The sequence below is a fragment of the Micromonospora sp. WMMD1076 genome (assembly GCF_029581475.1).
GTDB lineage: Bacteria > Actinomycetota > Actinomycetes > Mycobacteriales > Micromonosporaceae > Micromonospora > Micromonospora aurantiaca.
Genome location: NZ_CP120862.1, coordinates 3,417,837 through 3,435,688, shown reverse-complemented (window position 1 = coordinate 3,435,688; position 17,852 = coordinate 3,417,837). Strand labels below are relative to the sequence as shown.

Here is a 17,852-nt window from a genome sequence, read left to right as displayed (position 1 = left end):
CGCCGTCCGCATCGACGGCGGGCCTCTCACCGGTGGTTCAGGCGGTCTGCGCGTCCATCGCGCGGATGAGGCTGGCCGGCCGCATGTCGGTCCAGTTCCGCTCGACGTAGTCGAGGCAGTTCGCGCGGCTGTCCTCGGGGTGCACGACGGTCCAGCCCGCCGGCACGTCGGCGAAGGCCGGCCAGATCGAGTGCTGGTTCTCGTCGTTGACGAGGACGAGGTACGTGGCGTCGTCGTCCTCGAACGGGTTGGTCGTCATCGGATCACATCCTCCTTCTGTGCGGTCATCAACGACCACCAGCCGTTGACCGTGGGTTGGTCGGCCAGTTCCACGAAGCCGAGCCGTACGCCCCCGGACCGCCACCGCTCGACCAGGCTCATCAGGCGGATCGAGTCCAGCCCGACATCGATCAGGTCGTCGTCGGGACCGAAGCTGTCGGCCGGCTCGTCGAGCACCTCGGCGATCTGCGCCTGGAGTTCCTCGGCGGACGAGGGCACCCCGGCGGTCACTGCCGGACCCCGGTGGCGAGGAGGGCGCGCGACGCGGTCGCCGGGACCGGGTGGCGCTCGGCGAGCGCGGCGGCGACCGAGGCGACGATCTCCCCGGAGCGGACCGCCACGGCCGACAGCAGTGTGGACGTTATCCCGTGCGCGTGCTCGGTCCCGCCCTGTAGGTAGACGCCGGCGCGCAGCGCGGCGTCGGTGACCACCCGGTAGTCGCGGCCGATGCGTAGCAGGCCCTCGTCGTCCCGCTGGCAGCGCGGGCCGGTTGCGCCGAGCAGCCGGGTGGCGTCGACCGGCCGGTAGCCGGTGGCGAACACGACCGCGTCGGCGGCCAGTGGCGTCAGCTCGCCGGACGGCATGTGTTCGACCACCAGGTCGACACCGTCGGGACGTGGGCGCAGGTCGGTGACGCGGGACGCGTTCATCATCCGGAGCCGGCCCCGGCCGAGGACCCGCTCCTGGTAGGCCCGCCGGTAGAGGTCGGTGATGAGGTCCCCGTCGACCACCGAGTAGTTCGTGTTGCGGTGGTAGTCGAACAGCATCCGCTTCACGTCCGCCGGCGCGTCGTAGTAGACGTCGACAGCTGCCGGGTCGAAGATCCCGTTGGCGAAGTTGCTGTCGTCGGCCGGGCTGTAGCCGTAGCGGAAGAAGACCGAGCACACCTCGGCGCTCGGGTACCGCTCGTGCAGGAACGCGACCGACTCGGCCGCGCTCTGACCGGCGCCGACCACCACGAACCGCTGCGGTCGCGCCACCTCGAAGGCGGCGGCGCGGTGCAGGATGTCGAGGTTGTGCCAGACCCGCTCGGAGGAGGTCACCTCGGGCGGCAGGCTGGACTCCAGGCCGACGGCGACGACCACGTTGCGGGCCCGGAACACCTGGGTGCCGCCGCCGTGCCGGGTGGTCACGTCGACCGCCCACGCCTCGCCGTCGGGACCGGTGACCGGAACGACGTCGGTGACCGTGTGGCCGTACGCGACCCGGTGGCGCATCCGCTCGGCGGCCCAGGAGAGGTAGTCGTGGAACTCCGCCCGCAGCGGGTACATCGACTTGTAGTTGATGAAGTCCGCCAGCCGGTCGTGGGCGTGCAGGTAGGACACGAAGCTGAAGTCGCTGGCCGGGTTCCGCATCGTGACCAGGTCCTTGAGGAAGGACACCTGCATCGTGGCGTTGTCGAACAGCATCCCGCGATGCCAGCCGAACTCCGCCTGCTTCTCCAGGAAGAGTGCCTCGATGTGGTCCTCGACCCGTTGACACCGCGCGTTGTGTTCGTCGACGGCGATGGCGGTGGCCAGGTTGGACGGTCCGAAACCGATGCCGATGAGGTCGTGGACCTGAATGTCCGAGGGGACCAAGACAATGCCCTTTCCGTGGGCGGCGCCGCACGCGTCGTGCGCCAGGTTAGGCTACCCTAACTAGTTAGCGGGGTAAAGGCGGGCGTTCGTACGACATGAGCACGGCGTTCTTGTGCCCGAGGTCCACCTCGGACAGCGGCCGGAACCCGGCGCGGGCGAACATGCGGCGGGCGATGTCGTGCCGGACGTCCGGGTCGGCGACGATCCGTGTACAGGCGCGATCCGCATCGAACAGGGCGTGTGCCAGCGACCGCACGAGTTCCCGGCCGACACCGCGGCCGGTCGCCTCACGGGGTCCGATGGCGACGTGGATACCCAGGTCGTGGGGGCGTGCCGGGTAGTGCCGGCCGACCACGTCGCGTGGCGTGCGGTAGACCTCCAGGTAGGCGAGGTCCAGCCCGTCGCGGGCGGCGACCAGCGGCCGGGTGCAGTCGCCGTCGAGCTGCCGCCGCAGCACCGCCGCCCAGCGTTCGGCCGGCCACGCCTGCTCCCAGAAGCGGTCCACGTGCGGCCGCGCCATCCAGTCCGCGATCAGTTCCGCGTCACCGTTCGCGGGGTCGGCGACCCGGAAGCGCCAGGCCGCGGACGGGCCGGGCAGCGGCGGCGGACCGGCCGCCAGCACCCTCGGGTCGAGGTCGTGGGTCACCTCGCGGAAGGACGCCGGCGACCAGGCCGCCGCCCCCATCAGCGGGCCACCGCCGCGGCGACCGTCGGCAGGACGTTGTCGATGAAGTACGGGGTGGACAGCGGACTGGGGTTGCGAAGCGAGGTGAACTGCACGAGGTCCAGCGGCACGTACCCGCCGCCCTTGACCGCCTTCAGGTTCTTGAACAGCGTGTTGGCCTCCAGCGCCGACTTGAACTGCGGTTCGGTGGCATAGATCATCACCACGTCGGCGTCGATCGTGGCGATCTTCTCCAGGCTCAGCGTGACCGCGAAGTCCTCGCTCTTCAGCTCCTTGACGGCGGGCGCCAGTTCCATTCCGAAGGCGTTGAACGACTTCACACCGGTGTCCTCGGGTGAGCGCAGCACGCCGATCGTGCCGGCCTCGAAGGCCTGCGAGAGGCTGAAGGTCTTGCCGACGAGGGCAGGGTACTTCGTGCGGACGCCGGCGATCTTCGCTTCGACGTCCTTGATGACCTGTTCACCCTGCTCGACCTTGCCGACGAGCTTGGCCACCTGGCGCAGGGTCGTCTGCCACGGGTCCTCGAACGGTCCCGTCTCGTAGGCCGTGGTCGGCACCAGCGGGGAGAGCGCCTTGTACTCGGAGTCGACGTAGTAGTCGCCGCCGGCCAGCACGAGGTCCGGGTTGAGCTTCGCGACCTGCTCGGGGTCGACGCCGCTCTCACCCGGCTCCAGGACCGTCGGCTGGCCGGTCAGCTTCGGCTTCGCCCAGGGCGTGATGCCGCCCTCGTGCACCGAGGCGCCGACGCCGACCGGCTGGATGCCGAGCAGCAGCAGGGCGTCCAGGTCGGCGTCGGAGAGCGCGACGATACGCTCCGGCGCCTTCTCCAGGGTCGTGGTGCCCAGCTTGTGCTTGATGGTCACGGGATACGCGGCCGCCCCGGACGACGTACCGCCCGCGGGTGCGGGCGACTCGTCGTCACCGCAGGCCACGAGCGCACCGCCGGCGAGCGCGAGCGCGAGCACCGAGGCCACCGCACGCAGATTGATGGACATAAGGATTCACCTTCGCTTGTTAGGTTCGCCTAACCTAAAATACGATCGACCCGGACCACAAGCCGGGCGCCCTCGCCGGTGCCCCGAGCCGTGCGGTACAGTCCGCGCCTTAGGCAAGGCTAACCTAAAGGCTGGAAGGAGCGCCGCACGGATGACACCCGACGGCATCAGCGGTCGGACCGCACTGGTCACCGGAGCGGCGCGGGGCATCGGCGCCGCGGTGGCGAGCGCGCTGGCCTCGCGCGGCGCGCTGGTCGCGCTGACCGATGTGGACGGGCTCGCGGCCCACCGGCTCGCCGCGACCCTGGCCGGCGCCCGCGCCTACCCGCTCGACGTCACCGACAACGCCGACGTCGAGCGCGTCTTCACGGCCGCCGAGGCCGATCTCGGCCCGGTGGAGATCTGCGTGTCGGTCGCCGGGATCCTGCGTCCCGCGCGGGTTCTGGACACCACCGACGCCGACTGGCGCGCCACGTTCGACGTCAACACCACCGGGGTGTTCCACGTGCTGCGCTGCGCCGGCCGGCGGATGGCCGGCCGCGGCCGGGGCAGCATCGTCACGGTCAGCTCGAACGCGGCCGGGATCCCCCGCGTCGGGATGGCCGCCTACGCCGCCGCCAAGGCGGCGACCACCATGCTGACCAAGTGCCTCGGTCTGGAACTCGCCGAGCGCGGCGTGCGGTGCAACGTGGTCGCCCCGGGCTCCACCGACACCGCGATGCAGCGCGCCCTGTGGACCGGCCCCGACGCCGCCGCCGGGGTGATCGCGGGCTCCCTGGCGGACCACCGCACCGGCATCCCGTTGGGCCGGCTCGCCGACCCCGCCGACATAGCCGACGCCGTTCTCTTCCTCGCCTCCGACCAGGCCCGTCACATCACGATGCACGACCTGTACGTCGACGGCGGCGCGACTCTGCGCGCCTGACCACCGGGAGACCGTACCGATGACCACTGCACAGTTCGACGCCACGTCCACCGAGGCCCTTGCCCTGCTCACCGAGTACCGCCCGGAGACGCCGTTCTTCTTCGCCTCACCGCGCGGCACGATCGCCACCGAGGGCCGGCTCTTCACCGTACCGGCCGACCGGGACCTGCCCTCGGCCGTCCGCGGGGTGCTCGACCTGGCGGCCGACGACGGACACGACGACCCCATAGTGGTCGGTGCCGTCCCGTTCGACAGCCACACCGAGCCGCGGCTCAGCGTGCCGCTCCGCGCCTACCGCGCCGGACCGCTGCCGAACCGGATCACCGCGCCCAGCACGCCGACGAGCGCCGGTGCGCGTACCGTCGAGGTGCCCGTCGGTGCCGCGTACGTGGAGGGGGTGCGCCGCGCCGTGGCCCGGTTGCGCGCCGGGGAGCTGGACAAGGTCGTGCTGGCCCGCGCCCTCGACGTCACCACCGACTCCGCCATCGACATCGGCCTGCTGCTGCGCCACCTGGCCGCCCGGGATCCGGCCGGGTACACCTTCGCCGTCGATCTCGCCGCCGGGACACTCGTCGGCAACAGCCCGGAGTTGCTCGTCTCCCGGCGCGGCGACATGGTGACCGCGAACCCGCTCGCCGGGTCGCTGCCGCGCAGCGCGGACCCGATCGAGGACTTCGGGCAGGCTCAGGCGTTGCTCGCGTCCCGTAAGGACCGGCGCGAACACGCTCTGGTCGCCGAGGCGGTGGGCGACGCGCTCCGCCCGTTCTGCACCGACGTCGAGGTGCCGGCGGAGCCGTCCCTGCTTCGGACGGCCGCCATGTGGCATCTCTCCACAGTGGTACGGGGCCGGGTCGCCGACCCGGCGATCAGCTCGCTGACGCTCGGCGCGGCACTGCACCCGACGCCGGCGGTGTGCGGCACCCCGACCGGTGACGCCCGCGCCGCCATCGCCGAGTACGAAGGCTTCGACCGCGGCTTCTACACCGGCATGGTGGGCTGGGAGAACGCCACCGGTGACGGCGAGTGGGTGATCGCCCTGCGGTGCGCCGTCACCCAGGGTCGCACCGCCCGCCTGTACGCGGGCGCCGGCATCGTCGCCGACAGCGACCCGGCCGCCGAACTCGCCGAGACCACGGCGAAGTTCCGCACGATGCTCGCCGGGCTGGGCCTGTGACCGACCTGACCCCCTGGCCCGCGGCCTTCGCCGAACGCTACCGTACCGCCGGCTACTGGCGCGGCCAGTCGTTCAGCGCCGCGTTGCGTGACTGGTCGATGCGTCACGGGCACCGCCTCGCCGTGGTCGACGGCGGGATCCGCCGCACCTACCGAGAACTCGACGAACGGGCCGACCGGTTCGCGGCCGGGTTCGCCGCGCGGGGCGTCCGCGCCGGTGACCGCGTCGTGGTACAGCTACCGAACACAGCCGACTTCTTCGACATCGTGTTCGGTCTCTTCCGGCTCGGCGCGGTGCCCGTGTTCGCACTGCCCGCCCACCGCGAGAGCGAGCTCGGCTACTTCTGCCTGCACGCCGAGGCGGTCGCCCTCGTGCTGCCCGGCGTCCACGACGGCTTCGACCACAGCACGCTGATCCCTGCGGTCCGCGCCGCCGCGCCGAGCCTGCGTCTCGTCCTCGAAGCGGGCTCGGACCTCGGCGCCGACCCGGTCGACCTGCCCGACCCGGCCTCCGACACGCTGGCCTTCCTGCAACTCTCCGGCGGCAGCACCGGCCTGCCGAAGCTCATCCCCCGCACCGCCGACGACTATCTCTACAGCGTCCGGGAGAGCGCGGGCATCTGCGGCCTGTCCACCGCGTCGGTCTACCTGTGCGTGTTGCCGGTGGCACACAACTTCACCCTCAGCTCCCCCGGCGTCCTCGGCGTCCTGCACGCCGGCGGCACGGTCGTGATGTGTCCCCGGCCCACCCCCGACGTGGCGTTCCCGCTGATCGCACGGGAACGGATCACCATCACCGCGCTGGTGCCGCCACTGGCACTGGTCTGGCTGGCCGCCGCCGAACGGGCCGAGCATGACCTGTCCAGCCTCGAACTGCTCCAGGTGGGCGGCGCCAAGCTTCCCGCCGACACGGCCCGACGGATCCCGCCGGTGCTCGGCTGCGCCGTGCAGCAGGTCTTCGGCATGGCCGAGGGCCTGGTGAACTACACCCGGCTGGGTGACCCGGCCGAGCTCGTCGAGAACACCCAGGGCCGGCCCATCTCCCCCGACGACGAACTGCTCGTCGTGGACGACCACGACGTGCCGGTCGCCACCGGCGGGACCGGCCATCTGCTCACCCGCGGCCCGTACACGATCCGCGGCTACTACCGGGCCGACGAGCACAATGCCGTGGCCTTCACCCCGGACGGCTTCTACCGCACGGGTGACCTGGTCCGGCTCACCCCCGAGGGCTACCTGGTCGTCACCGGCCGGGCCAAGGATCAGATCAACCGCGGCGGGGAGAAGATCGCCGCGGAAGAGATCGAGAACCACCTGCTCGCCCATCCGGGTGTACACGACGCCGCCGTGGTGGCCGTCCCCGACGCCTACCTCGGTGAACGCACCTGCGCCTTCGTGACGTTACGAGACGGCGACGCCCGGCCGACCGCCGCCCAGCTGCGTGCCTTCGTCCGATCCCGGGGGTTGGCCGCCTACAAGGTGCCGGACAAGGTACGGATCGTCGACGGGTTCCCGGTCACCGGCGTCGGCAAGATCAGTCGTACCGACCTGCGCGCCGCGCTGCGCGCCCAGCTCGCCCAGGAGGCGTGAACCATGTCGCTGCCCGAGATCCCCGGCTATCCGCTGCCGGCCGAGCGGGAACTGCCGGCCAACCGGGTCGACTGGCGGCCCGATCCCGCACGCGCCGTCCTCCTCGTCCACGACATGCAGCGTTACTTCACCGCGCCCTTCCACGGCGCCGAGCCGCTCGCCCGCGCGGCGGCGAACATCGCCGACCTGCGCAAGGTCTGCGCCGACCTCGGCATTCCCGTCATCTTCACCCGGCAACCGGGTGGGCAGAGCCGGCACGACCGCGGGTTGCTGCTCGACATGTGGGGATGGGGCCCGCCGGCCGACCCGGCGGCCGTCGCGTTCCACGACGAGCTGCGTCCCGGCGAGGGCGACCAGGTGGTGGAGAAGCGCCGCTACAGCGCCTTCGTCGACAGCCCGTTCGGCGACCTGCTCGGCGACCGCGACCAGCTGCTGATCACCGGCATCTACGCGCACATCGGGGTCGCGGCGACCGCGTGCGACGCCTTCATGCGTGGCATCCAGGCATTCGTGGTCGGCGACGCGGTCGCCGACTTCACCCGCGCCGACCACCTCGCCGCGCTGCGCTACGTGGCGCGCCGGTGCGGAATGGTGCTCAGCCTTGAGCAGGTGCGCGCCTCGCTCGCCTGAGCCGGTGAGGTGAACCTCCTTCCCAGCCGCGGCGATCGCGCTGGAGATCCCGGCCGGGGATCGCCTCATCCCGACGGTTACGCCGGACGCGGCCACGCGACCAGGCAACCTCACACCCGGCACCCCGCACCACCGGATCCGCCTCGTCGAGCGACCAAGACCCGGGGATAAGCCTGACCTCGGGACTTTCGGCCCGGGTTCGGCGAGTAGCGCACCGGCACGATGACCGCGACGCTCCTCGGTTGCGGTTGCGGTTGCGCTCGATCGCGACCAGGCGCGGGGGAGCACCACAGCTCCCCAGCGAAGGGAATGAGGCGGGATGTCGCGAGCGACCGAGGGCGCCGGCCGGGCGCTGCTGGCGGTGGGCGGTCTGGTACGCCGGGCGGAGGTGTCCGCCGACGGCCGCACTCTGCATCAGATCGGCGGCCGGGAGGCGGACGCCTTCTACCGGGACCGATGGTCCTACGACAAGGTGGTCCGCTCCACCCACGGCGTCAACTGCACCGGATCCTGCTCCTGGAAGGTGTACGTCCGTGACGGCATCATCACCTGGGAGCAGCAGCAGACCGACTACCCCAGCGTCGGACCGGACCGGCCGGAGTACGAGCCGCGCGGTTGCCCGCGGGGGGCCGCCTTCTCGTGGTACACCTACTCCCCCACCCGGGTCCGCTACCCGTACGCACGGGGTGTGCTGGTGGAGATGTACCGGGAGGCCAAGCGGCGACTGGGCGACCCGGTGGCGGCCTGGGCGGACATCCAGGCGGATCCGCAGCGGCGCCGCGGTTACCAGCGGGCGCGCGGCAAGGGCGGGCTGATCCGGATCACCTGGGACGAGGCCCAGGAGATGATCGCCGCCGCGCATGTGCACACGATCAAGGAGTACGGCCCGGACCGGGTCGCCGGCTTCTCCCCCATTCCCGCCATGTCGATGGTGTCGCACGCCGTGGGTGCCCGGTTCCTGTCCCTGCTCGGCGGCTCGATGCTGTCCTTCTACGACTGGTACGCCGACCTGCCGGTGGCCTCGCCGCAGGTCTTCGGGGACCAGACCGACGTGCCGGAGTCCGGGGACTGGTGGGACGCCTCCTACTTCGTCATGTGGGGTTCCAACGTCCCGGTGACCCGTACCCCGGACGCGCACTGGATGGCCGAGGCGCGTTACCGCGGTCAGAAGGTCGTCGTGGTCAGCCCTGACTTCGCCGACAACGTGAAGTTCGCCGACGAATGGATGCCGGCCCAGCCCGGCACCGACGGCGCGCTCGCCATGGCGATGGGACACGTGGTCCTCAAGGAGTTCTTCGTCGACCGGCGCACCCCGCGCTTCGTCGACTACGTCCGCCGCTTCACCGACCTGCCGTTCCTGGTGACGCTCGAGCCGGGCGCGGACGGAGCGTACCGGCCCGGCAAGTTCCTGACCGCGGAGGATCTGGGCGAGTCCGGCCGGGAGGCGGCCTTCAAGACCGTGCTCTGGGACTCGGTTGCCGACGCCCCCGCCGTACCGGAGGGCAGTCTCGGGCACCGGTGGGGCGAGCAGCAGGGCCGGTGGAACCTGGACCTCGGCGGCCTGGAGCCGGCCCTGACGTGCCTCGGCGCGGGCGACGCGGTCGAGGTGGAACTGCCCCGGTTCGACACCGACACGCCACAGGTGCTGCGCCGTGGAGTGCCGACGCGCACCGTCGGCGGTCGGCTCGTGACCAGCGTCTTCGACCTGCTGCTGGCCCAGTACGGGGTGAGCCGGGACGACCTGCCCGGACGCTGGCCGTCCGGCTACGACGACGTCGAGGTGCCGTACACGCCGGCGTGGCAGGAGCCGATCACCGGGGTTCCGGCGGCCCAGGTCGCCCGGGTGGCCCGCGAGTTCGCCGACAACGCCGAACGCTCCGGCGGCCGGTCGATGATCCTGCTCGGTGCCGGGACGAACCACTGGTTCCACTCCGACGCCACCTACCGGGCGATTCTCGCGCTCGTCACGCTGACGGGATGCCAGGGGGTCAACGGCGGAGGGTGGGCGCACTACGTCGGGCAGGAGAAGTGCCGGCCGGTGACCGGCTGGCAGCAGCTGGCGTTCGGCCTCGACTGGGTGCGTCCGCCGCGTCAGATGATCGGCACCGCTTTCTGGTACGTCCACACCGATCAGTGGCGCTACGACACGTACTCGGCGGACGTGGTCGCCTCCCCCACCGGCAGCGGCGCCTTCGCCGGCAGACACACCATGGACCTGCTCGCCCAGTCGGCTCGCTCGGGGTGGATGCCGTCGATGCCGACCTTCGACCGCAATCCGCTGGGCCTGGCCGAGGACGCGCTCGCCGCCCGGCCGGACGATCCGGCCGGCTGGGTGGCGGAACAGGTCGGCGCGGGCGCCGTACGCTTCGCGTGCACCGACCCGGACGCGCCACAGAACTGGCCCCGGGTGCTCACCGTGTGGCGGGCCAACCTGCTCGGCTCGTCGGCGAAGGGCAACGAGTACTTCCTGCGCCACCTGCTCGGCACCGACGCCAACCTGCGGGCCGCCGAGGCCCCGGAGGACCTGCGGCCGAAGGACGTGACCTGGCGGGACGAGGCCCCCGAGGGCAAGCTGGACCTCCTGCTGAGCCTGGACTTCCGGATGACCTCCACCACTCTCTTCTCCGACATCGTGCTGCCGGCCGCGACGTGGTACGAGAAGCACGACCTGAGCAGCACGGACATGCATCCGTTCGTGCACGCGTTCACCCCGGCGATCAACCCGCCGTGGCAGACCCGCACCGACTTCCAGGCGTTCCACGGCATCGCGAAGGAGTTCTCGGCCCTCGCGGGCAGGCATCTCGGCGTCCGGAAGGATCTGGTCGCGGCGCCCCTGCTGCACGACACCCCGGACGCGATGGCCACACCGCACGGGCGGGTGGTCGACTGGGCGGCCACCGGCGAGACTCCGGTGCCCGGCCGGACCATGCCGAAACTGGTGGTCGTCGAGCGCGACTACGGCGCCGTCGCGGAGAAGATGGCCGCGCTCGGACCGCTGATGGACTCCCTCGGCACCAGCGGCAAGGGCGTGGCGGTCGACGTACGTCCCGAGGTGGAGTACCTGCGCCACCGCAACGGGGCGGTACGCGGCGGCGTGGCGGACGGGCGGCCCTCCCTGGCCACCGACGTGCACGCGTGTGAGGCGATCCTCGCGCTCTCCGGCACCACGAACGGCCGGGTCGCCACCGCCGGCTTCCAGGATGTGGAGAGGCGCACCGGGGTACGCCTGGCCGACCTGGCCGCCGAGCACGAAGGCAAGCGGATCACCTTCGCCGACACCCAGTCCCGCCCGGTGCCGGTGATCACCAGCCCGGAGTGGTCGGGCAGCGAGCACGGCGGCCGGCGGTACTCGCCGTTCACCATCAACACCGAACGGCTCAAGCCGTGGCACACCCTCACCGGCCGCCAGCACTTCTTCCTCGATCACGACTGGATGCACGAGGCCGGGGAGGCGCTGCCGATCTTCCGCCCGCCACTGGACATGCACAAGCTGTTCGGCGAGCCCAGGCTCGGCGTCAACGGCGAACTGGAGATCACCGTCCGCTACCTGACCCCGCACTCGAAGTGGTCGATCCATTCGGAGTACCAGGACAACCTGATCATGCTGACGTTGTCCCGGGGCGGGCCGACGATGTGGATGAGCGAGGCCGACGCGGCGAAGATCGGGGTCCGGGACAACGAGTGGATCGAGGCGGTCAACCGTAACGGCGTGGTGGTCTGCCGGGCGGTGGTGACGCACAAGATGCCCGAGGGCACCGTCTACATGTACCACGCCCAGGAACGGGTGATCGACGTACCGAAGGCCGAGGTCAACGGCCGGCGCGGCGGCATCCACAACTCGCTGACCCGGCTGCTGGTCAAACCCACACACCTGATCGGCGGGTACGCGCAGCTCACCTTCGCCTTCAACTACCTCGGGCCCACAGGCAACCAGCGCGACGAGGTCACCGTGATCCGCCGCCGTTCCCAGGAGGTGCAGTACTGATGCGGGTCATGGCACAGATGGCCATGGTGATGAACCTCGACAAGTGCATCGGCTGCCACACCTGCTCGGTCACCTGCAAGCAGGCGTGGACCAACCGATCCGGCGTCGAGTACGTCTGGTTCAACAACGTCGAGACCCGCCCGGGGCAGGGCTACCCCCGCACCTACGAGGACCAGGACCGCTGGCAGGGCGGCTGGGTCCGTACCCGCTCCGGGCGGCTCAAGCCCCGCTCCGGCGGGCGGGTGAAGAAGCTGTTCAGCATCTTCGCGAACCCGAAGCTGCCGGCCATGCAGGACTACTACGAGCCCTGGACCTACGACTACGAGCACCTGATCAACGCACCCGCCGGCGAGGACACCCCGGTCGCGCGCCCCAAGTCGCTGCTCACCGGGCAGGACACGAAGATCACCTGGAGTGCCAACTGGGACGACTCCCTCGCCGGCGGCAACGAGATCGCCGCCGGCGACCCGGTGCTCGCCAAGGTCTCCGACCAGGTCCGCCAGGAGTACGAGAAGACCTTCATGTTCTTCCTGCCCCGGATCTGCGAGCACTGCCTCAACCCGTCGTGCGCGGCCTCCTGCCCGTCCGGTGCGATCTACAAGCGGGCCGAGGACGGCATCGTGCTGGTCGACCAGGACCGCTGCCGGGGCTGGCGGATGTGCGTGACCGGCTGCCCGTACAAGAAGATCTACTTCAACCACCGCACCGGCAAGGCGGAGAAGTGCACGTTCTGCTTCCCGCGCATCGAGATCGGTCAGCCCACCATCTGCTCCGAGACCTGTGTGGGCCGGCTGCGCTACCTCGGGTTGATGCTCTACGACGCCGACCGCGTCACCGAGGCCGCCGCTGCGGAAGCCGAGCACGACCTGTACGACGCACAGCGGTCGGTCTTCCTCGATCCGCACGACCCGGGGGTGGTCGCGGCGGCCCGCGCGGCGGACATCCCGGACGACTGGATCGAGGCCGCGCAGCGCTCGCCGGTGTGGGACCTGATCATGAGGTACGAGGTCGCGCTTCCGCTGCATCCGGAGTACCGGACCATGCCGATGGTCTGGTACATCCCGCCGTTGTCGCCGGTGGTCGACGTTCTCCGGGACACCGGGCACGACGGCGAGGCCGCCGGCAATCTCTTCGGCGCCATCGACGCGCTGCGCATCCCGGTGGAATACCTCGCCGAACTGTTCACCGCCGGTGATCCGGCACCGGTGCGCGCGGTGCTGAACCGGCTCGCCGCGATGCGCGCCTATCAGCGTCGGATCAACCTGGGCGAGCCGGCCGACGAGTCGATCGCCGCCGCAGTCGGGATGACCGGCGCCGCGATGGACGACATGTACCGGCTGCTGGCCATCGCCAAGTACGAGCAGCGCTACGTCATCCCGGCCGCCCACGCGGAGGACGCGCACCGGCTGGAGACGATCGCCACCGAGTGCAGCCTCGACTACGAGGGCGGCCCCGGCATGGGCGGCGGCGGCCCGTACGGGCAGGGCCCCTTCGGCGAGTCCTCGGGGATCCCGGTACCGGTGCAGGTCGAGACGTTCCACATGCTACGTGACCGGCAGACGGCGGACGGCTTCGTCGACCCGGGCGACGAGCCGCGCCGGGTGAACCTGCTCAACTGGGACGGCAAGGGCACCCCGAAGGGCCTCTTCCCACCCCGCCGTTCCCAGCCCGGATCGGCCGAAGGAGGCCAGCCGTGAACCAACCGACCTGGCGGGCGGTGGCCGCCCGCGCCGCGTCCCTGCTGCTGCGTTATCCGGACGACGAGGTGCTCGCCGCGCTGCCGACCGTCCGGGCCGCCCTGGACGAGCTGCCGGGACCGGTGGCCGGGCCGCTGCGGGAGGTGGTCGCACACCGCGAGGAGCGCGTCCCGGTGGAGTTGCGCGCCGAGTACGTGCAGGTGTTCGACTTCCGCCGCCGCTGCTGCCTGCACCTGACGTACTACACGGCCGGGGACACCCGGCGCCGGGGCGAGGCGCTGGTCGGCTTCGCCGCCGCGTACCGGGCCGCCGGGCTGGAACTCGTCGACGGCGAGCTGCCCGACTTCCTGCCCGCGGTGCTCGACCTGGCCGCCCACGACGACGGCGGCTGGGCCCTGCTGCGGGACCACCGGGTGGGTCTGGACCTGCTGGCCGAGGCGCTGGGCCGGGAGAGGTCCACCTACCGGCACGCCGCGGTCGCCGTCCGGGAGATGCTCCCGCCCGCCCGTCCGGAGGACCTGGCCGCCGCGGCGCGGCTGGCCCGGAGCGGTCCGCCGGCCGAGCAGGTCGGACTGGAAGCGTTCGGACTCGTCGACACGACCACGGGAGGCCGCCGGTGAACGCGACGAACGTGCTGCTGTGGGTGGTCTACCCGTACCTGAGCCTGGCGGTCCTGGTGGGTGGGCTCCTCTGGCGGTACCGCTACGACAAGTTCGGCTGGACCACCCGCTCGTCGCAGCTCTACGAGAGCGCGATCCTGCGCTGGGGCAGTCCGCTGTTCCACTTCGGCGTCCTCATGGTGCTGATCGGTCACGTCGGCGGTCTGGTGATCCCGAAGTCGTGGACCGAGGCGGTGGGCGTCACCGAGCACGCCTACCACCTGATGGCGGTCTTCGTCGGTACCGTGGCCGGTTTCTGCACCCTGATCGGGCTGGGCATCCTCATCGCCCGGCGACGCCTCACCGGGCCGGTCTTCGCCGCCACCACACGCAACGACAAGGCGATGTACGTGGTGCTGGCCGGCGTCATCGTCCTCGGCCTGCTCGCCACCGTCCGCGCCAACGTGACCGGCGACGGATACGACTACCGCGAGACGGTCTCGCCGTGGTTCCGCTCCCTGTTCTACCTCCGCCCCGACCCCGACGTGATGGCGGACGTGCCGGTGGGCTTCCAGATCCACGTGCTGGCCGCGTTCGGGTTGTTCGCGTTCTGGCCGTTCACCCGCCTCGTGCACGCCTTCAGCGCCCCGCTCGGCTACGTCACCCGCCCGTACGTGGTCTACCGCAGCCGTGACGAGCGCCGCCGCCCCGGGCTCCGTCCCACCCGGCCGGGCTGGGACGGCCCGCCCCGCATGCCCCGCCGTGACCGGGACCGGGCGGACCGGTGAATCCGGCCAGCGGTGTGGTCAGCCGCGCCGTCGACCTCTGCGGGTCCGCCGAGCGTCGCGGCGAGGCGGTCGACTGGGCACTGGCCCGCCGGCTCGCCCACGACCTCGCGTCCCCGGCCGCCGCGCGGGCGGTCCCGCTCGACTCGGCGGTGGGGCGGATCCTGGCGGCGCCGGTGCGGGCGGCGGTGCCGCTGCCCGGTTTCGACAACGCCGCCATGGACGGGTACGCGGTCCACGGACCCGGCCCCTGGCAGGTTGTCGACCGGGTGCTCGCCGGTTGCACCCGCCTCCCCGCCTCGCTGACGGACGGGACGGCTGTGGAGATCGCCACCGGCGCCCCGGTGCCTCGCGGGACCGACCGGGTGGTGCCGTACGAGGCAGCCGACCGCCGGGGTGACACCGTCTCGGCCCCGCCCGACGAGCGCCGGCACGTCCGTCGTCGGGGCGAGTACGCCCGGCCGGAGCAGGTCCTCGTACCGGCCGGCGCGAGGGTCACGCCGCCGGTCGTGGGACTGGCCGCCGCCGTCGGCCTGGACCGGCTCACCGTCCATCCGCGACCCCGGCTCCGGGTGATCGTGAGCGGCAACGAACTGGTGACGTCCGGCCGGCCCGGCTGGGGGCGGGTCCGCGACGCCATCGGTCCCATGCTGCATCCGTTGCTGGCGTCCTGGGGCGCCGAGATGCTGGATTCCCGCCTGGTCGGCGACGAACCCGACTGGTTCGCCGCCGCTGTCGCCGACAGTATCGGCGAGGCCGATGTGACAGTCGTCTGCGGCGCCTCGTCCGTCGGTCCGGCCGACGGGCTGCACCGGACGCTGGAGCGGCTTTCGGCCACCGTCCACGTCGACGGCGTCGCCTGCCGGCCCGGGCATCCGCAGGTGCTCACGCAGCTCGGGCCGAGGTGGCTGGTCGGGCTGCCCGGCAATCCGTACGCCGCGCTCGTCGGCGCGCTCACCCTGGTCGAGCCGCTGCTCGCCGGGCTCACCGGCGCGTCGCTGCCCGACGCCGAGCCGGTGCCGTTGCGTGACACGCTGGCGCCGGACCATCGGCGTACCCGGATTCTTCCGGTGCGGTGGTCCGCCGGTGCCGTACGGCTGGTCCAGGGTGACCAGCCCGGCTTTCTGGGTGGTGCGGCCGTGGCGGACGGCTTCGCTGTGGTACCGCCCGGATGGTGCGGCGACGAGCGGGTCGGGCTGCTTCGGCTGCCGTCGTGACACCTCAGGACGCCCCGCGTCCGGGACTTCCGCCCCTGATCCGCTCGGTTGCGCTACGTCAGGCTCAGTGTCGATAAGCGGATCTCACCACTCCCCTTCTCGGACCGCAGATACCCGGCTGACGAACCACGACGGAGAATCCGATGACCGTGAACCGAGGAACGCCACCGGCGACGACCCGGCCGGGGCCGCCCGCCACCGGCGGTGCGACCGCCCCGCTCCAGCTCGCTGTCTCCACGCTCGGCTTCCTGGTCAACTTCTGGGCGTGGGCGCTGCTCGGGCCGCTCGGGCCCGGCATCAAGGAACGCCTCGGGCTGAGCTTCGCCGCCCAGTCGCTGCTCGTCGCCGTTCCGGTGGTGGTGGGTTCTCTCGGCCGCATCCCGGTCGGCGCGCTCACCGACCGGTACGGTGCCCGGCTGGTGTTCCCGCTGGTCACCGCCGCCACCATCATTCCGGTGCTGACGCTGACAGTGGTCTCCTCGTACGCCGCCCTGATCGTCACCGGCTTCTTCCTCGGCATCGGCGGCACCGCGTTCGCCGTCGGCGTACCGCACGTCTCCGGCTGGTACCCGCCGGCCCGGCGCGGCTTCGCCATCGGAGTGTTCGGCATCGGCATGGGCGGCACGGCCATCGCCAACTTCACCACCGTCCGGCTCGCCGACGCCTACGGCGACAATGCACCGTTCCTCCTCGTCGCCGTGATCCTGGCCGCCTACGCCGTCCTGGCGTTCGTGCTGCTGCGGGACGCGCCGGGTCGCATCCGGCCCACCGGCTCGGCCTGGCGGCGGCTGGCCGGGGTGGGACGACTCACCGTCACCTGGCAGCTGTGCTTCCTGTACGCGGTCGGCTTCGGCGGATTCGTGGCCTTCAGCGTCTACATGCCGGCCTACCTGCGCACCACCTACGACCTCAGCCCGGCCGACGGGGCTCTACGCACGGCCGGTTTCGTGGTCCTCGCCGTGGCCGCCCGGCCGGTCGGCGGCTGGCTGTCCGACCGCCTGCACCCCGTCCCGGTCCTGGTCTGGTGCTTCTCCGGGGTGGCCGCCCTGGCTGTCGTGCAGGCATTCGAGCCGCGGCTGATGCCGGTGGCCACGATCGCCCTGCTCGGCATGGCGATCCTCCTCGGCGCGGCCAGCGGAGCCGTCTTCGCCCTCGTCGGCAAGGTCGCCCCCGCCGAACAGGTCGGCGCGGTCACCGGGCTGGTCGGCGCGGCCGGCGGCCTCGGGGGCTTCGTGCCGCCCCTGGTCATGGGGTGGGTGTACGGCGTGCAGGGTTCCTACGCCATCGGCCTGATGCTGCTGTCGGACGTGGCGCTCGCCGCCGCCGTGTTCACCGCCGTCAAGATGAGCGGACTCGCCCGCCGGGCCGACTGACCGGACGGCCGGAGCGGCGCCGGTCGGCAACCGGCGCAACCTGCGGAATTCAACGCGACCGGGAAAGACGCCAGATACTCACGGTGGGCGATACTGGGATCGAACCAGTGACCTCTTCGGTGTGAACTGTCGGCGAGCCGGTCGGACCGGGTGTCATGCGAGGTCATCCGGCGTGTTGGGGCCGTTCGTGGGCGGGTTCGGTGGGTGGGGTTGCTGTACTTCGTTGCTGTACCGCCCGTCGACGAGGAACCGCCCGAAGTGGGCACGCATCCGTAGCCAGTGTTGGCGGTCGTCGCAGGGATGGAGTCGACCACAGCGGCACAGGCTCAGGGCCGATTC

The 17,852-nt window shown here is 71.6% G+C and carries 15 protein-coding genes; 10 read left to right on the top strand and 5 right to left on the bottom strand.

What is annotated here, in order from left to right:
• Positions 1–37 precede the first annotated feature (37 nt).
• The 5 genes from O7622_RS16470 to O7622_RS16450 form a co-directional block, all read right to left on the bottom strand.
• Entirely contained in the window at positions 38–259 is a 222-nt protein-coding gene (locus O7622_RS16470; protein ID WP_282309053.1) for an MbtH family protein, read from the bottom strand.
• A complete protein-coding gene (locus O7622_RS16465; protein ID WP_282309052.1) occupies positions 256–510 on the bottom strand; it encodes a phosphopantetheine-binding protein in 255 nt (84 codons plus the stop codon). Before O7622_RS16465 ends, O7622_RS16470 begins: the two co-directional genes overlap by 4 nt.
• On the bottom strand, positions 507–1,859 hold the full coding sequence (locus tag O7622_RS16460; protein WP_282309051.1) for a SidA/IucD/PvdA family monooxygenase: 1,353 nt from the start codon (positions 1,857–1,859) through the stop codon (positions 507–509). The genes O7622_RS16465 and O7622_RS16460 overlap by 4 nt, the downstream gene beginning before the upstream one ends.
• 64 nt (positions 1,860–1,923) lie before the next feature.
• On the bottom strand, positions 1,924–2,544 hold the full coding sequence (locus tag O7622_RS16455) for a GNAT family N-acetyltransferase (RefSeq protein ID WP_282309050.1): 621 nt from the start codon (positions 2,542–2,544) through the stop codon (positions 1,924–1,926).
• Complete coding sequence (locus tag O7622_RS16450; RefSeq protein WP_282309049.1) at positions 2,544–3,539, bottom strand: ABC transporter substrate-binding protein; 996 nt, start codon at positions 3,537–3,539, stop codon at positions 2,544–2,546. Before O7622_RS16450 ends, O7622_RS16455 begins: the two co-directional genes overlap by 1 nt.
• A 151-nt stretch (positions 3,540–3,690) precedes the next feature.
• On the opposite strand from O7622_RS16450, the gene O7622_RS16445 reads away from it, so the two are divergent.
• The 10 genes from O7622_RS16445 (at position 3,691) to O7622_RS16400 (ending at position 17,513) form a co-directional block, all read left to right on the top strand.
• A complete protein-coding gene (locus O7622_RS16445; protein WP_282309048.1) occupies positions 3,691–4,464 on the top strand; it encodes a 2,3-dihydro-2,3-dihydroxybenzoate dehydrogenase in 774 nt (257 codons plus the stop codon).
• Positions 4,465–4,483: 19 nt separating this feature from the next.
• Positions 4,484–5,638 carry an isochorismate synthase gene (locus tag O7622_RS16440; protein ID WP_282309047.1) on the top strand — a complete coding sequence of 385 codons (1,155 nt, stop codon included), beginning with the start codon at positions 4,484–4,486 and terminating at the stop codon, positions 5,636–5,638.
• The gene (locus O7622_RS16435) at positions 5,635–7,227 is read left to right on the top strand and encodes a (2,3-dihydroxybenzoyl)adenylate synthase (protein WP_282309046.1); all 1,593 of its coding nucleotides are present in this window, start codon (positions 5,635–5,637) and stop codon (positions 7,225–7,227) included. The genes O7622_RS16440 and O7622_RS16435 overlap by 4 nt, the downstream gene beginning before the upstream one ends.
• Positions 7,228–7,230: 3 nt before the next feature.
• A complete protein-coding gene (locus O7622_RS16430) occupies positions 7,231–7,857 on the top strand; it encodes an isochorismatase family protein (RefSeq protein ID WP_282309045.1) in 627 nt (208 codons plus the stop codon).
• A gap of 319 nt (positions 7,858–8,176) precedes the next feature.
• On the top strand, positions 8,177–11,842 hold the full coding sequence (locus O7622_RS16425; protein ID WP_282309044.1) for a nitrate reductase subunit alpha: 3,666 nt from the start codon (positions 8,177–8,179) through the stop codon (positions 11,840–11,842).
• Positions 11,842–13,539 (top strand): nitrate reductase subunit beta, encoded by a 1,698-nt coding sequence (gene narH / locus O7622_RS16420; RefSeq protein ID WP_282309043.1) that lies wholly within the window; start codon positions 11,842–11,844, stop codon positions 13,537–13,539. The genes O7622_RS16425 and narH overlap by 1 nt, the downstream gene beginning before the upstream one ends.
• Positions 13,536–14,159 (top strand): nitrate reductase molybdenum cofactor assembly chaperone, encoded by a 624-nt coding sequence (narJ, locus tag O7622_RS16415; protein ID WP_282309041.1) that lies wholly within the window; start codon positions 13,536–13,538, stop codon positions 14,157–14,159. Before narH ends, narJ begins: the two co-directional genes overlap by 4 nt.
• Positions 14,156–14,926 (top strand): respiratory nitrate reductase subunit gamma, encoded by a 771-nt coding sequence (gene narI, locus O7622_RS16410; RefSeq protein WP_282309040.1) that lies wholly within the window; start codon positions 14,156–14,158, stop codon positions 14,924–14,926. The genes narJ and narI overlap by 4 nt, the downstream gene beginning before the upstream one ends.
• A complete protein-coding gene (locus O7622_RS16405; RefSeq protein WP_282309039.1) occupies positions 14,923–16,140 on the top strand; it encodes a molybdopterin molybdotransferase MoeA in 1,218 nt (405 codons plus the stop codon). The genes narI and O7622_RS16405 overlap by 4 nt, the downstream gene beginning before the upstream one ends.
• A gap of 143 nt (positions 16,141–16,283) precedes the next feature.
• Positions 16,284–17,513: an MFS transporter gene (locus O7622_RS16400; RefSeq protein ID WP_282309038.1), complete on the top strand. Its 1,230-nt coding sequence runs from the start codon at positions 16,284–16,286 to the stop codon at positions 17,511–17,513.
• Positions 17,514–17,852: the final 339 nt, after the last annotated feature.

Excerpts from the sequence above, each read along its gene's own strand:
- O7622_RS16470 (WP_282309053.1), bottom strand. The coding sequence starts at position 259 with ATGACGACCAACCCGTTCGAGGACGACGACGCCACGTACCTCGTCCTC.
- O7622_RS16455 (WP_282309050.1), bottom strand. The coding sequence starts at position 2,544 with ATGGGGGCGGCGGCCTGGTCGCCGGCGTCCTTCCGCGAGGTGACCCAC.
- O7622_RS16450 (WP_282309049.1), bottom strand. The coding sequence starts at position 3,539 with ATGTCCATCAATCTGCGTGCGGTGGCCTCGGTGCTCGCGCTCGCGCTC.
- O7622_RS16445 (WP_282309048.1), top strand. The coding sequence starts at position 3,691 with ATGACACCCGACGGCATCAGCGGTCGGACCGCACTGGTCACCGGAGCG.
- O7622_RS16440 (WP_282309047.1), top strand. The coding sequence starts at position 4,484 with ATGACCACTGCACAGTTCGACGCCACGTCCACCGAGGCCCTTGCCCTG.
- O7622_RS16430 (WP_282309045.1), top strand. The coding sequence starts at position 7,231 with ATGTCGCTGCCCGAGATCCCCGGCTATCCGCTGCCGGCCGAGCGGGAA.
- O7622_RS16425 (WP_282309044.1), top strand. The coding sequence starts at position 8,177 with ATGTCGCGAGCGACCGAGGGCGCCGGCCGGGCGCTGCTGGCGGTGGGC.
- narH (WP_282309043.1), top strand. The coding sequence starts at position 11,842 with ATGCGGGTCATGGCACAGATGGCCATGGTGATGAACCTCGACAAGTGC.
- O7622_RS16400 (WP_282309038.1), top strand. The coding sequence starts at position 16,284 with ATGACCGTGAACCGAGGAACGCCACCGGCGACGACCCGGCCGGGGCCG.